Origin of the sequence: Pseudomonas sp. MWU13-3659 (assembly GCF_023757525.1) — a bacterium.
Taxonomy (GTDB): domain Bacteria; phylum Pseudomonadota; class Gammaproteobacteria; order Pseudomonadales; family Pseudomonadaceae; genus Aquipseudomonas; species Aquipseudomonas entomophila_E.
Window position 1 is genome coordinate 514,913 of the sequence record NZ_JAMSHW010000002.1, and the last position, 13,918, is coordinate 528,830.

Consider the following 13,918-nt stretch of genomic DNA (forward strand, 5'->3'; position numbering starts at 1 on the left):
GAACAGGACAGCTTCGGAAACTGCAGGTGAACACCGCTTGACCTCCCTGCGCAGATGGTCGCATGGCATACTGGTTAATGGCATGTGGCCATCGCGGTCTTCATGCCTATCCCAGTCTGATCTGCTCAAGGAAGATTCATGAAGTTCAAGTTCGCGTTGCTGGCCTCGCTGATTTTGCTATCACCCCTGGCCCTGGCTGACAGCTGCCGGTCCAATAACGTCGGCGGCCAGGATTGCCGTTACAGTGACGGCACCACCTCCAGAAGCAGGGCTAACACCTTTGGCGGTCAAGACACCACCTACAGCGATGGCAGCAGTTCCAGATCCAAGTCCAATTACTTCGGTGGCCAGGACACCACCTATAGCGATGGCCGCCGCTCCAGAAGCAAGGCCAACACCTCCGGCGGCCAGGACACCACCTATAGTGATGGCCGCAGCTCCAGAAGCAGATCCAACACCTTCGGCGGCCAGGACACGACCTATAGTGATGGCCGCAGCTCCAGAAGCAGATCCAACAAATTAGGTGGTCAGGACACAACCTACAGTGGAGGTAGCCGTTCGAGCGGCCGATCCAATAAGGATACCCGCCACCCCAATGCGAAGGGTGAGCGCTGGTAGTGATCCGCCGTTGTCCTGGGGGCCAGGGGCTGTTCGTTTAGCCGGCGCCCCTACACCGTGGCAGGGTTTCAGCATCGGGTAACTCGGCGGATTGCGGTGTTTTCTACTCATGGGTTTTTTTAGTGCTGGTCACTGTAGCGCCACTGGTCGACGAAGGGGGCTGGCCAGTGTCTCGCAAAAAGAGTACAAATGTACTCCATGGACAATCTGACCCCCAAACGCCGCGCCATCCTCGATTTCATCCGCGAGCGCATCACCGACCAGGCCCAGCCCCCCTCGCTGGCCGACATCGCCGAGCGCTTCGGTTTCGCCTCGCGCAGCGTGGCGCGCAAGCACATCACCGCCCTGTGCCAGGCCGGCTATATCGATGTCACGCCCAACCAGGCGCGGGGCATCCGCCTGGCCGAACCGCTGCGCCGGCCTGAAATACTCGAACTGCCGGTGCTGGGCCAGGTGGCCGCCGGTGCCCCCATCGGCCCCGACCTCGACATCCACGAGCAACTGTTGCTCGACCCCAGCCTGTTCCGGCGCACGCCCGACTACCTGCTCAAGGTACGCGGCGACTCGATGGTCGACGACGGCATCTTCGACGGCGACCTGGTCGGTATCCGCCAGCAGGGCGATGCCCGTGACGGGCAGATCGTGGTCGCCCGGCTCGACGGCGAGGTCACCATCAAGCGCCTGCAGCGCACCCGCGAGGGCTACCGCCTGCTGCCGCGCAACCCGCACTACCAGCCCATCGACGTGGGCCCCGAACGCGACTTCTTCATCGAAGGCGTGTTCTGCGGCCTGCTGAGGCGCGACTGATGGGCGCGGTGGTCGGCCTCGACCGCCTGCTCGACCAGCGCCAGGTCTGGCGTGGCCGGCAAGCGCAGGCACGCCCGCTCGGCCTGCAACCCACCGGCCACGCGGCATTGGACGCACGGCTGCCCGATGGCGGTTGGCCGGCGGCGGCGCTGAGCGAACTGTTGCTGGCTAGCCCGGGCTGCGGCGAGCTGCAGTTGCTCTGGCCGACCCTGGCGCGCTTGACTGGCGCGGGCGAGCGGGTGGTGCTGGTGGCACCACCGTTCATCCCCTTCGCGCCGGCCTGGCAGGCGGCAGGGGTGGACCTGCGCTGGCTGGCCCAGGTCGACGCCTCGGCGGGCGACGCCCTGTGGGCGGCCGAGCAGTGCCTGCGTTCGGGCAGTTGCGCGGCCGTGCTGTGCTGGCCGGAGCGCGTAGACGACCGCGCGCTGCGGCGCCTGCAGGTGGCGGCAGAAACCGGCGAGGCCCTGGCGTTTGCCTGCCGCACGCAGCAGGCCGCGCTCAACCCGTCGCCGGCTGCCCTGCGCATCGCCATCGACACCCGCCCGGCGCAGTGGCGGGTGCTCAAGTGCCGTGGCGGCCTGCCGCCCGCCACGCCCATCGCCTGCCCAGGGCGGGGCTGATGCATCATGCTCTGGGCCTGCATCCTGCTGCCGCAACTGGCGCTGGACACCGTCCTGCGCGAGCGTGACGACCCCGACACACCGCTGGTATTGATTGACGGGCCAGCCCAGCGCCGGGTGCTGCGTGCGGTCAACCCGGCCGCCAGCCGGCTGGGCCTGCGTGCCGGGCAGAGCCTGACCGCCGCCCGCGCCCTGGCCGATGGCTTCACCTGCGCCGAAGTCGAGCCGGCGCGTATCGAGCAGTTGCAGCAGTTGCTGGCTGCCTGGGCCTACCGCTTCAGCGCCCAGGTCAGCCTGCATTACCCCCGCGCCCTGTTGCTGGAAGTGGGGTCGGGCCTGCAACTGTTCGGGCCCTGGCCGCTGTTCGAGGCGCAGTTGCGCCAGGAATTGGCCGCGCTGGGGTTGCGCCAGCGCATCGTGCTGGCCAGCAATCCGGTGGCCGCGCGCATGCTCGCCAACGCTCACGATGGTCTGGCCGTGGCCAGCCCCGATGAAACCCGCGCCGCCGTGGCGAACCTGCCCATCGACCGCGCCGGCTTGCCGGCGGAGGCCAGCACCACGCTGGCGCGGATGGGCCTGCGACGGTTGGGGGAGGTGATCGCGCTGCCGCGCGAGGCGCTGGCCAAGCGCTTCAGCGCCCAGGTTCAGGTGCACCTGGACCAGTTGCTCGGCCTGCGCACACTGGGGTTGGACTTCTACCAGCCGCCCGACCGTTTCGAGGCGCGGCTGGAGCTGAATTTCGATGTCGAATCACACCAGGCGCTGTTGTTCCCCCTGCGCCGCCTGGTCACCGACCTGGCCGCCTTCCTGGCTGGGCGGGACTGCGGCGTGCAGCGTTTCGAGCTGCACCTGGAGCACGCCGAAGGCCCGGACACGCGGCTCACGGTCGGCCTGCTGGCCACCGAGCGCGACGCGGCGATGCTTTTCGAACTGGCCCGGGGGCGGCTTGAACCGCTGCGTATCCCGGCTCCCGTGCGCAACCTGCGCCTGGTCGCCACGGACCTGCCGGCCTTCGTGCCCCAGCATCGGGCCTTGTTCGACCCGCGTGCCCAGCAGGCCCAACCCTGGGAGCAGTTGCGCGAGCGGTTGCGGGCGCGCTTGGGCGACGAGGCAGTGAAGGGCCTGCGCGCCGAAGCCGATCATCGCCCGGAATGTGCCTGGCAGGGGACGTGGCAGGAGGGCGCGGGCCGGCTGGTCATCGCCCCGGGCAGCCGCCCCGGCTGGTTGTTGCCTGTGCCACGGGCCTTGCCCGAGGCCGGTCTGCGCCTGCTCGGCAATGCCGAGCGCATTGAGTCCGGCTGGTGGGACGGCGGCGATGTGCGCCGCGACTACTACCGCATCGAGACCCGCGACGGCCTGCGCGGCTGGGCCTACCGCGATCTGGCCCAGCCCGGGCCGCTATGGCTGCAGGGGTGGTTCGCATGAGCACGCCGGGCTATGCCGAGCTGCACTGCCTGTCGAACTTCAGTTTCCAGCGCGGTGCCTCCAGCGCCGACGAACTGTTCCGACGGGCCCGCGAGCAGGGCTACCAGGCCCTGGCAATCACCGACGAGTGCACGTTGGCCGGCATCGTCCGGGCCTGGCAGGCCGCCAAGGCGCATGGGTTACGGCTGGTCATCGGCAGCGAGGTGCAGGTGCATCAGGGGCCCAAGCTTGTGCTGCTGGTGCAGGATCTGCGCGGCTACCAGAACCTCTGCGCCCTGATCACCCGCGCCCGGCGCCGGGCACGCAAGGGCAGCTACCAGTTGCTCGGCGAGGACCTCGAGGCCCATCACCAGGGCCTGCTGGCATTGTGGGTCGCGGGCCCTGGCGAACCGTCGGAGTCTGGCCCGTGGTTGCGTGCACTGTTCGGCGAGCGCCTGTGGCTGGCGGCGCACCTGCACCGTGGTGCCGACGATCAGGCCCGGCTGGCGTGGCTGCGTGCCCAGGGCCTGCGCCTCGACGTACCGCTGGTGGCCTGCGGCGATGTGCACATGCATGCCCGTGGCCGCCGCGCCCTGCAGGACTGCATGACCGCCATCCGCGCTCATTGCACCGTGGCCGAGGCGGGTGGTTTGCTGTTCGCCAACGGCGAGCGCCACCTGCGCCCGCTCGACCAGCTACGGGAGCTGTACCCCGCACCATTGCTGGACGAGACGCTGAATATTGCCCGGCAGTGCACCTTCGATCTCTCGCAACTGAGATACCGGTACCCCCGCGAACTGGTGCCGGAAGGTCACAGCCCCGCCAGTTGGTTAAGGGCGCTGTGCGAGCAGGGGCTGCCCGGGCGCTGGCCCGACGGCCCGAGCGACAAGGTGCGCGCGGTGCTGGACAAGGAGCTGGCGCTGATCGAGGAACTGGGCTACGAAAGCTACTTCCTCACCGTCCACGACATCGTCGCGTTCGCCCGCCGCCAGCGCATCCTGTGTCAGGGGCGAGGGTCGGCGGCCAACTCGGTGGTGTGCTTCGTGCTGGGCATCACCGAACTCGACCCCATGGTGCACCGACTGCTGTTCGAGCGCTTCCTGTCCCGCGAGCGCAACGAGCCACCAGACATCGACGTGGACTTCGAGCACGACCGCCGCGAAGAAGTGATCCAGTACGTGTTCAGCCGCTATGGCCGGCACCGCGCCGCACTCACCGCCGTGGTCAGCAGTTACCACGCCGCCGGCGCGGTGCGTGATGTGGCGAGGGTGCTGGGGCTGCCGGCCGACCAGGTGGACGCCCTGGCCAAGTGCTGTGGGCGCTGGAGCGACCGCATCCCCGACGATCAACGCCTGGCCGAGGCCGGTTTCGATGGGCAGAGCCCGTCGTTGCGGCGCATCCTGGTGCTGGCCGGCGAGCTGATCGGTTTCCCCCGGCACCTGTCGCAGCACCCCGGTGGCTTCGTCATCAGCGAGCAGCCCCTCGACCAGTTGGTGCCGGTGGAGAACGCGACGATGGAGGCACGCACGGTGATCCAGTGGGACAAGGACGACCTGGACATGGTCGGCCTGCTCAAGGTCGACGTACTCGCCCTCGGCATGCTCAGTGCCCTGCGCCGCTGCTTCGACCTGCTGTACCGGCATCGGGGGTTTGAACTCACGCTTGCCACGATCCCTCCGGACGACCCGGCCACCTACGCGATGATCGGCCGCGCCGAGACCATGGGCGTGTTCCAGATCGAGTCGCGGGCGCAGATGGCCATGTTGCCCAGGTTGCGCCCGGAGAACTTCTACGACCTGGTGATCGAGGTGGCGATCGTGCGTCCGGGGCCGATCCAGGGCGACATGGTCCACCCGTATCTGCGCCGTCGCCTCAGGCAGGAGCCGGTGACCTACCCGTCGGAAAAGCTCAGGGAGGTGTTTCAGCGCACCTTGGGCGTGCCGTTGTTCCAGGAGCAGGTGATGGAGCTGGCCATGGTCGCCGCCGACTACACCCCCGGCGAGGCCGACCAGTTGCGCCGCAGCATGGCCGCCTGGAAACGCCATGGCGGCCTGGAGCCGCACCGGCAACGGCTGGTCTCGGGCATGCTGCGCAACGGTTACGAACTGGCTTTTGCCGAGCGTATCTTCGAGCAGATCAAGGGCTTCGGCAGCTACGGCTTCCCCGAGTCCCACGCCGCCAGCTTCGCCCTGTTGTGCTATGCCAGCAGCTGGCTGAAATGCCATCAGCCGGCGATCTTCACCTGCGCGCTGGTCAACAGCTGGCCCATGGGCTTCTACAGCCCCGACCAGCTGTTGCAGGAGGCGCGTCGGCAGGGCATCGAGGTGCGCCCGGTGGATGTGTTGCACAGTGCCTGGGACTGCACCCTGGAGCCGGTGGGCGAGGGCGAGCTGGCGATCCGCCTGGGGTTGCGCCAGGTGCGGGGCTTCAGCGAGGCCGACGCCCGGCGCCTGGAGCAGGCGCGAGCGCAGCGGCCCTGGCGCGATGTTGAGGACCTGTGCCTGCGCGCCGGGCTCGACAGCCGCGCCCGTGGGCGCCTGGCCGATGCCGGGGCGCTGCGGGCGCTGGCCGGCAACCGCCACCAGGCGCGCTGGCAGGTGGCGGCGGTGCAGGCACAGCTGCCGTTGTTCGCCCAGGTCGAGTCGGCCCCGGAGCAGGCGGTGGCATTGCCGGCGCCCACCGTGGCGCAGGACCTGCGCGCCGACTACGACACCCTGGGCACCACCCTCGGCCCCCATCCGCTGACCCTGTTGCGTTCACGGCTGCGGGTACTGGGTTGCCGCAGCTCCGGGGAACTGGTGGGTGTCGAGGATGGCGACAACATTGCCGTGGCCGGGCTGGTGGTCGGGCGCCAGCGGCCGCAGACGGCCAGTGGCGTGACCTTCGTCACCCTCGAGGATGAGCACGGCATGGTCAACGTGGTGGTCTGGCGCGACCTGGCCGAGCGCCAGCGGCGGGCGCTGGTGGGGTCACGGCTGCTCAAGGTCAGCGGGCGGCTGGAGCAGGAAAGTGGCGTGCGCCACCTGATAGCCCGCAAGTTGGAAGATCTCAGCCCGTTGCTACAGGGGCTGGAGGTGCGCAGCCGCGATTTTCACTGAGCCCGACGGTGCAAGGCGACAGGCTTCCCCCAGTTTTCCCCAACTCTGGGCTATAACCTGTAGATGGTGCCCAGCCGCGGAGCCCGCCATGGACCTCGCCCCTCGTCCCGACACACTGATGCCCGCCGCCGAGGCCAGCGCGGCACGGCGGCCGTTCGACCTGTTGCGCTGGTACGCCTGGGTCAGCCTGGCGTTCATCGTTTCGGTGGCCGTTGGGCTGGGGTTGATCTCCAGCCGCTTCATCATCGACGAGAGCGTCGAGCGCGACGCGCTGCTCACCGCCCAGTTCATCACCTCCATCGCCGACGCCGAAGTGCGCCACGTGTCGATCCCCAATGTGCGCACCATGGGCGAGTTGCTCGACCCTCGCCTCGACCAGACATTGCCAGACGTCGATCCCGAGGCCCGGCGCAAGGCCAGGGGCGAATTCCTTGACCATATCGCCCACCTGCCGGACATGCTCCTGGCCAATATCTACTCGCCCGACCGCACGGTGATCTGGTCGAGCAACCCGGCGCTGATCGGCAAGCTGATCCAGGCCGACGACGACCTTGACCAGGCTTTCGAATACAAGATGCGGGTGTCGGCCAGCTATCACGACTTCGACCAGGTGCGCAGCGAGCAGAAGTTCATCACGCCGCCGGAAAAACTGTTCATCGAGAACTACATCCCGCTGTTCGACGCCGACGGCGAGCAGGTCACGGCCATGGTGGAAATCTACAAGGAGCCCCACGACCTGATCGTGCGCATCGAGCATGGCCTGATATTGATCTGGCTGGCCATCACCGTGGGGGCCGGCATGGTCTATGTCGGGTTGTACGGCATCATGCGCCGGGCCGCGCGGATCATGGCGGTGCAGCAGAAGCGGCTGATCGGCAATGAAACCTTCGTGGCGTTGGGCGAGGTGTCGTCAGCGGTGGCCCATAGCCTGCGCAACCCGCTGGCGAGCATCCGTTCCAGCGCCGAACTGGCCCAGGCCTTCGACGAGGGGCCGGCGCAGCGGCACGTCAACGACATCATCAGCCAGGTCGACCGTATGTCGCAGTGGGTGCGGGAGCTGCTGCAGTCGCTGCGACCGCTCAATGACGAAGCGGTACCGGTAAACCTGGGGCAAGTGTTGCAAGAAAGCTTCCAGGTGTTTGCCGCGCCGCTGAGCAGGGGGCGGGTACGCGTGCACTTGCCGGAACTGCCAGGCGTGCGCGTATTGGGGCAGCCGGCGCTGCTTGCGCAGATCTTCAACAGCCTAATCGCCAATGCCCTGGAGTCGATGGGCGAGGGGGGCGACCTGCGTGTCGAGGTGATTCGGCGGGACCGGCGCAACCTGACCTTGCGCCTTTCCGATACCGGCAAGGGAATGAGCGAACAACAACAGCGCATGGCCTTCCGACCGTTCTTTTCCACCAAGCAAGGTGGCCTGGGGGTGGGGCTGATGTTGGTCAAGCGGATCATGGAGCGTTTCGGTGGTTCGGTGCGCTTGAGTAGCTATCCCGGCTCCGGTACCCGGGTGTCGCTGAGTTTCAGGTTGGTTTCTGGGTGAAGTAAATTATGCGATTTGAATTATAACTTCATGATTTTTAATGAATTAATTTCGCAAATTGATTTTCCCCGAATGTGGGGGTTTTTCTATAAATAGAATTAATAAAATCATATAAGCATCTGTTTTTTGTAGAGAAAGTATTTTTGGCTGATTTTTTGCTGCTATGTATCAGTGGCCCCGAACAGGCGTCCAGGCGGGAACGAAGCTATGCAGACGCTGGAGAACGAAACCCCTGACAGCACCCGTGGCCCCTCCGTTGGGGGGACCGTGCCGTTGCACGAATTCAACCTGCTGCGCTGGTTCTCCCTGATCAGCCTGTTGATCATCGCGTCGGTGGCCGGTGGCCTGGGCTATGTGTCGACCCGCTTCGTGGTGCGCGACAGCGTCGAGCGCGATGCCATGCTGACTGCCCAGTTCATCCAGGCCATGGCCCAGGCCGAGGTCCGCCACTCCCAACTGCCGCCAGGCACCACCATGGGCGAGCTGCTCGACCCGCGGCTGGACCAGCAACACCTGCAGTTCGGCGCCCCGTTGGCGGAGTCGACCCGGGTGGAGTTCCTCGACCATGTGGAACACTTGCCCGACACGCTGCTGGCCAATGTCTATGCCCGTGATCGCACGGTGGTCTGGTCGACCAACCCGCAGTTGATTGGCAAGCACATCGACGAGGACGACGACCTCGAGCACGCCTTCGGCTCGCGCAAGGCGGTCTCGGCCAGCTATCACAAGGCCGATGAGGACCGCGAGGAGCAGAAATTCCAGCGTGAACCCCGGCACCTGTTCATTGAGAACTACATCCCGCTGTTCGATAGCCAGGGCGAGCGGGTGCTGGCGATGGTCGAGATCTACAAGGAACCCCAGGACCTGGTGCGGCGCATCCAGCGTGGCTATGTGCTGATCTGGGCGTCCACCCTGGTGGGCGGCGCATTGATCTACTTCGGGCTGTTCTGGATCGTGCGCCGCGCGGCTGGCATGCTGCACCACCAGCAGGACCGCCTGGTGGCCAGCGAAACCTATGCCGCCCTGGGCGAAATGTCCTCGGCGGTGGCCCACAGCCTGCGCAACCCGTTGGCCAACATCCGCTCCAGCGCCGAACTCGCGCAGGAAATCGCCAACCCGCAGGCGCAGCGCAACATCACCGACATCATTACCCAGGTCGACCGCATGTCACGTTGGGTCCGCGACCTGCTGGTGTCGCTGCGTCCGGTCAGCGATGAGCCCGAGGCGGTGGACCTGATGGCCGCCCTCGAAGACACGCGCCAGGCCTTCGCCCCGCAGATCGAGCGCAATGCCGTGCAGTTCAGGCTGCAGGGGCCTGCCGAACAGTGGGTCGCCAGCCAGCCGCTGCAACTGACCCAGATTCTCAACAGCCTGTTCGCCAATGCCCTGGAGGCCATGCCCAGCGGCGGGCAGTTGGGCGCCGAGGTGCAGGTGCTGGAAAGCGGGCAGGCGCAACTGGTGCTCAGCGACACCGGCCAAGGCATGACCGAGCAGCAGCGGCGCATGGTGTTCAAGCCGTTCTTCACCACCAAGCAGGGTGGCCTGGGTGTGGGCCTGGCCCTGGTCAAACGCATCATGGAACGCTTTGGCGGCTCGGTCGAACTGAGCAGCCGCATCGAGGAAGGAACCCGCGTCAGCCTGACTTTCAACATTGCAGCGGGAGGGGACCATGGACCACAGCATCCTGGTGGTCGAGGATGACGACATCCTCGCCGACAACATTCGCACCTACCTGAGCCTCAAGGGCTTCGAGGTCTCGGTGTGTTCCAGTGCCGAGCTGGCCTTGGAGCAGATCCAGCGCGCCCGGCCCGACGCGGTGCTTACCGACAACTCGTTGCCCGGCATGAGCGGGCACGACCTGCTGCGCACCTTGGTCGCCCAGGCGCCGGAGCTCAAGGTGATCATGATGACTGGCTACGGCAACGTCGAGGACGCGGTGCAGGCGATGAAGGAGGGGGCTTTCCACTACCTCACCAAGCCGGTGGTGCTGGCCGAGCTCAAGTTGATGCTGGACAAGGCCCTGGCCACCGAACGCATGGAGCGCACGCTGTCGTTCTACCAGGAACGCGAGGCGCAGAAGTCCGGCCTGCAGGCGCTGATCGGCGAGTCGCCGGCCATGCTCGACTTCAAGCACACCTTGCGCCAGTTGCTCGACGCCGAGCGGCGCATGGCCAGTGACGACCTGCCGCCGGTGCTGGTGGAGGGCGAGACCGGCACCGGCAAGGAGCTGGTGGCGCGGGCCCTGCATTTCGACGGCAGCCGCGCCAAGGGGCCGTTCATCGAGTTCAACTGCGCATCAATCCCGGCCAACCTGCTCGAGGCGGAACTGTTCGGCCATGAGAAGGGCGCGTTCACCGATGCCAAGGAGCGCCGCGTTGGGCTGGTAGAGGCGGCGGATGGCGGCACCTTGTTCCTCGACGAGATCGGCGAGATGGACCTGGTGCTCCAGGCCAAGCTGCTCAAGCTGCTGGAGGACCGCACCATCCGCCGCATCGGCGCGGTGAAGGAGCGCAAGGTCGATTTGCGGGTGATCAGCGCGACCAACTGCAACCTGGAGCAGATGGTGCAGCAGGGCAAGTTTCGCCGCGACCTGTTCTTCCGCCTGCGCATCATTGCCCTGAAAGTGCCGCGGCTGCATGCCCGGGGCCAGGATATCTTGCGCCTGGCCCGGCATTTCCTCGCCCACCATGGTCGGCGTTATGGCAAGCCGGGCCTGCGTTTTTCCGCCGAGGCGGAAGCCTTGATGCTGGGTTACAGTTGGCCGGGCAATGTGCGTGAGCTGCGCAACATGCTTGAGCAGACCGTGCTGCTGGCGCCCAGCGAGGTGATCGGCGCGCATCAGTTGAACCTGTGCCTGACCCTGGTGGACGAGCCGCTGGCTCAGCCAGCGCCGTTGCCCACGTTCGACATCCCGCGGCATGAGCCGGAGACGACCGGCAGCCTCCCGGACATGGAACGCGACATGGTTTGCCGGACCCTCGACCGCACCGACTGGAATGTCACCAAGTCGGCACGCCTGCTGGGGCTGTCACGGGACATGCTGCGCTACAAGATCGAGAAACTGGGGCTGGCACGGCCGGACAAGCGGCAGTGGTGAGGTCTTTGGGCCCTGTTCGCCGGCTTTGCCGGGCGAACAGGGCCGGTACAGGCATCTCGATTTGCACTGATTGACGGTATGCAGGTAGGTTCCGCGAATCATTCTTGTGGAGCCTCCCTTTGGACTCACTCACCCAAGCCGTCCTCGGCGCCGCCCTGCAGGGCACCGTGCTGGGCCGCATCCAGGGCCGTCGTTCGCTGTTCTATGGCGCCGCCCTGGCCACCCTGCCGGACCTCGACGTGGTCATCCGCTACGCCGATCCGGTGTCACGGATGACCTACCACCGCGGGTTCTCCCATTCGCTGTTCGTGCTCACCGGCCTTGCGTTGCTGCTGGCCCTGTTGGTCACCTGGCTGGGGCAACGGCGCTGGCCCGAAAAGGGCTACACCTGGCCGAGGGCCTTCCTGGCGTTCTGGCTGGTGCTGGTCACCCACCCGATCCTCGATGCCTTCACCGTCTACGGCACCCAGCTGTTCTGGCCGTTGCAGCCGATACCGGCCAGTTGGGCGGCGGTGTTCATCATCGACCCGGTCTACACCGTGCCGTTGCTGCTGGCGGTGGGCTACGCGCTGGTTCGCGGCCTGGCCGGCAGGGCAATGCCGATGCTGGCGCTGGCGCTGGCCTTCAGCACCGCCTACCTGGGCTTCGGCCTGGCCGGGCGTGTGGCCGCCGAGCACCGCTTCCAGCAGGCGCTGGACCAGCAGGGTATTGCCGTCAGCGAGGTGCGTGCGGTGCCGCTGGCCTTCAACAGCCTGATCTGGCGGGTGCTGGCGAAGACGCCGGAGGGCGATTACTACGAGGGCGTGAGCAGCTGGTTCGACCGTGCGTCGCCAGAAATGCAGCGCCAGCCGCTGAACCTGGCGGCGGCGAAGGTGCTCGAAGGCGTGCCGCTGTATGAACGCCTGCGCTGGTTCACCGGCAACTGGCTACGCTACGACGTGGTGGGCGACTCGCTGGTGGTCAGCGACCTGCGCATGGGCACCCCCGGCAATTACAGTTTCCGCTTCGAGATGGCCCGCCGCGACGGGGCCGGGCAGTGGGCTGCGATCCAGCCACGGCCGTGGACTGGCGCTGGGGTCAGTTCCATGTTCAATGCCGAGGACCTCAAGCTGATCTGGCGGCGCATCCTCGAGCCGCAACCACCCTTGCCGCTGGCCAGCTGGATGGACAAATACCTGTCTCAGGTACGCTGACCCTTGCAATAGGCCCAAGCGCACCCATCTAGCAGGCCTTGTCTTGTCCAGGAGCCAACCATGGAACCCAACCGCTTCGGCGATATCGCCGCCTTCGTCAGCGCCGCGAAGGCCGGCAGCTTCACCGCCGCGGCGGCGAGCCTGGGGCTGACCCGCTCGGCCGTGGGCAAGAGCATCGCCCGCCTGGAGGCGCGCATGGCGGTGCGCCTGCTCAACCGCACCACGCGCAAGCTGAGCCTGACCGACGAGGGGCAGGTGGCGTTCGAGCGCTGGCGGCAGATCCTCGACGACCTGGACGAGGTCGAGACCACCATGGCCCAGCGCCGCAACAAGCCCACCGGCACCTTGCGTCTGACCGCGCCGTTGTCGTTCGGCCAGCGCCACGTGCTGCCGATTCTCGATGCCTACCTGAAGCAGTGGCCGGAGCTGCGCGCGGATATTCGTTTCACCGACCGCTTCGTCGACCTGGTCGAGGAGGGCGTCGACGTGGCCGTGCGCATCGGAGCGCCCAAGGAGGACTCGCAACTGTTGACCCGCACCGTGGCCTGGCAGCAGTTCGTGACCTGCGCCTCGCCAGAGTATCTACGCCAACATGGCACCCCGCAGGTGCCGGCGGACTTGTACGGGCACGACAAGATCGCGTTTCTGGCGGGGGAAAAGGCCAGCCCCTGGCGTTTTCGCACCGAGCAAGGCCTGCACTTGTGCGAAGAGCCAGGGCGGCTGAACATCGACAGTTCCGAGGCGATGCTCGACGGCGCGCGGGCGGGGTTCGGGCTGATTCACCTGCCGACCTACATCACTGGGGACGATCTGCGCAGCGGGGCATTGGTGGAGGTACTGCATGACTTCCGTCCGCCCGCCGACCCCATCCGCATCGTCTACCCAAGCCGCCGGCACCTGTCGCCGCGGGTGCGAGGGTTCATCGACCTGCTGGTGGCGCGTTGGGAAGGTGGCGTGCCCTGGGAGGTCTAGTGCGGTCTGTTCGTCGGCAAGCCGGCTCCTACACGACGAGTATTGGCCCGTCATCCGTAGGCGCCGGCTTGCCGGCGAACAGGGCCATTGGGGATTTCCCGGCCCCAGTCCCGGGCCGGCAAGCCGGTTTATCCCCTGGCCCCCACCTCCGACACTGTGCAGTCATCCGTATTCTCTCAGGAGCCCCCATGACTGCCCTGTCCGTACTGGACCTGGTCATGATCGGCGAAGGCCAGACCTTCGCTGACGCGATCGAAGCTTCCCGCCAACTCGCGCGCCATGTCGAACAGCACGACTATCGCCGCTACTGGATCGCCGAGCACCACGACATGCCCGGTATCGGTTCGGCCGCCACCTCGCTGGTGATCAATGAAATCGCCAACGCCACCCGGCAGATCCGCGTCGGTGCGGGCGGCATCATGCTACCCAACCATGCTCCGCTGGTGGTCGCCGAGCAGTTCGGCACCCTCGATACCCTGCATCCCGGGCGCATCGACCTGGGCCTGGGCCGCGCACCCGGCACCTCCGGCCCGACTGTGCGCGCCCTGCGCGGCGTGGCGCCGGAGCGTGAC

At 66.8% G+C, this 13,918-nt stretch carries 11 protein-coding genes; all 11 read left to right on the top strand.

What is annotated here, in order from left to right:
* Positions 1-138: 138 nt before the first annotated feature.
* On the top strand, positions 139-618 hold the full coding sequence (locus NGM28_RS05075; RefSeq protein WP_252088905.1) for a hypothetical protein: 480 nt from the start codon (positions 139-141) through the stop codon (positions 616-618).
* Between the two features lie 198 nt (positions 619-816).
* Positions 817-1,425: a transcriptional repressor LexA gene (gene lexA, locus NGM28_RS05080; RefSeq protein ID WP_011533619.1), complete on the top strand. Its 609-nt coding sequence runs from the start codon at positions 817-819 to the stop codon at positions 1,423-1,425.
* On the top strand, positions 1,425-2,045 hold the full coding sequence (gene imuA, locus NGM28_RS05085; protein ID WP_240066073.1) for a translesion DNA synthesis-associated protein ImuA: 621 nt from the start codon (positions 1,425-1,427) through the stop codon (positions 2,043-2,045). The genes lexA and imuA overlap by 1 nt, the downstream gene beginning before the upstream one ends.
* Before the next feature lie 6 nt (positions 2,046-2,051).
* The gene (locus NGM28_RS05090; protein ID WP_252088906.1) at positions 2,052-3,470 is read left to right on the top strand and encodes a Y-family DNA polymerase; all 1,419 of its coding nucleotides are present in this window, start codon (positions 2,052-2,054) and stop codon (positions 3,468-3,470) included.
* The gene (locus tag NGM28_RS05095) at positions 3,446-6,547 is read left to right on the top strand and encodes an error-prone DNA polymerase (RefSeq protein ID WP_252088907.1); all 3,102 of its coding nucleotides are present in this window, start codon (positions 3,446-3,448) and stop codon (positions 6,545-6,547) included. The genes NGM28_RS05090 and NGM28_RS05095 overlap by 25 nt, the downstream gene beginning before the upstream one ends.
* A gap of 88 nt (positions 6,548-6,635) precedes the next feature.
* Positions 6,636-8,084 (top strand): sensor histidine kinase, encoded by a 1,449-nt coding sequence (locus NGM28_RS05100; protein WP_252088908.1) that lies wholly within the window; start codon positions 6,636-6,638, stop codon positions 8,082-8,084.
* Positions 8,085-8,291: 207 nt separating this feature from the next.
* The gene (locus NGM28_RS05105; RefSeq protein ID WP_240066077.1) at positions 8,292-9,785 is read left to right on the top strand and encodes a sensor histidine kinase; all 1,494 of its coding nucleotides are present in this window, start codon (positions 8,292-8,294) and stop codon (positions 9,783-9,785) included.
* A complete protein-coding gene (locus NGM28_RS05110; RefSeq protein WP_240066078.1) occupies positions 9,754-11,181 on the top strand; it encodes a sigma-54-dependent transcriptional regulator in 1,428 nt (475 codons plus the stop codon). The genes NGM28_RS05105 and NGM28_RS05110 overlap by 32 nt, the downstream gene beginning before the upstream one ends.
* A 119-nt stretch (positions 11,182-11,300) precedes the next feature.
* Positions 11,301-12,374, top strand: coding sequence for a metal-dependent hydrolase (locus NGM28_RS05115; RefSeq protein ID WP_252088909.1), 1,074 nt, complete (start codon positions 11,301-11,303; stop codon positions 12,372-12,374).
* A 60-nt stretch (positions 12,375-12,434) separates the two neighbouring features.
* The gene (locus tag NGM28_RS05120; RefSeq protein WP_252088910.1) at positions 12,435-13,346 is read left to right on the top strand and encodes a LysR family transcriptional regulator; all 912 of its coding nucleotides are present in this window, start codon (positions 12,435-12,437) and stop codon (positions 13,344-13,346) included.
* Positions 13,347-13,534: 188 nt separating this feature from the next.
* A partial coding sequence (locus NGM28_RS05125; RefSeq protein WP_252088911.1) for an MsnO8 family LLM class oxidoreductase occupies positions 13,535-13,918 on the top strand: 384 nt, incomplete at its 3' end.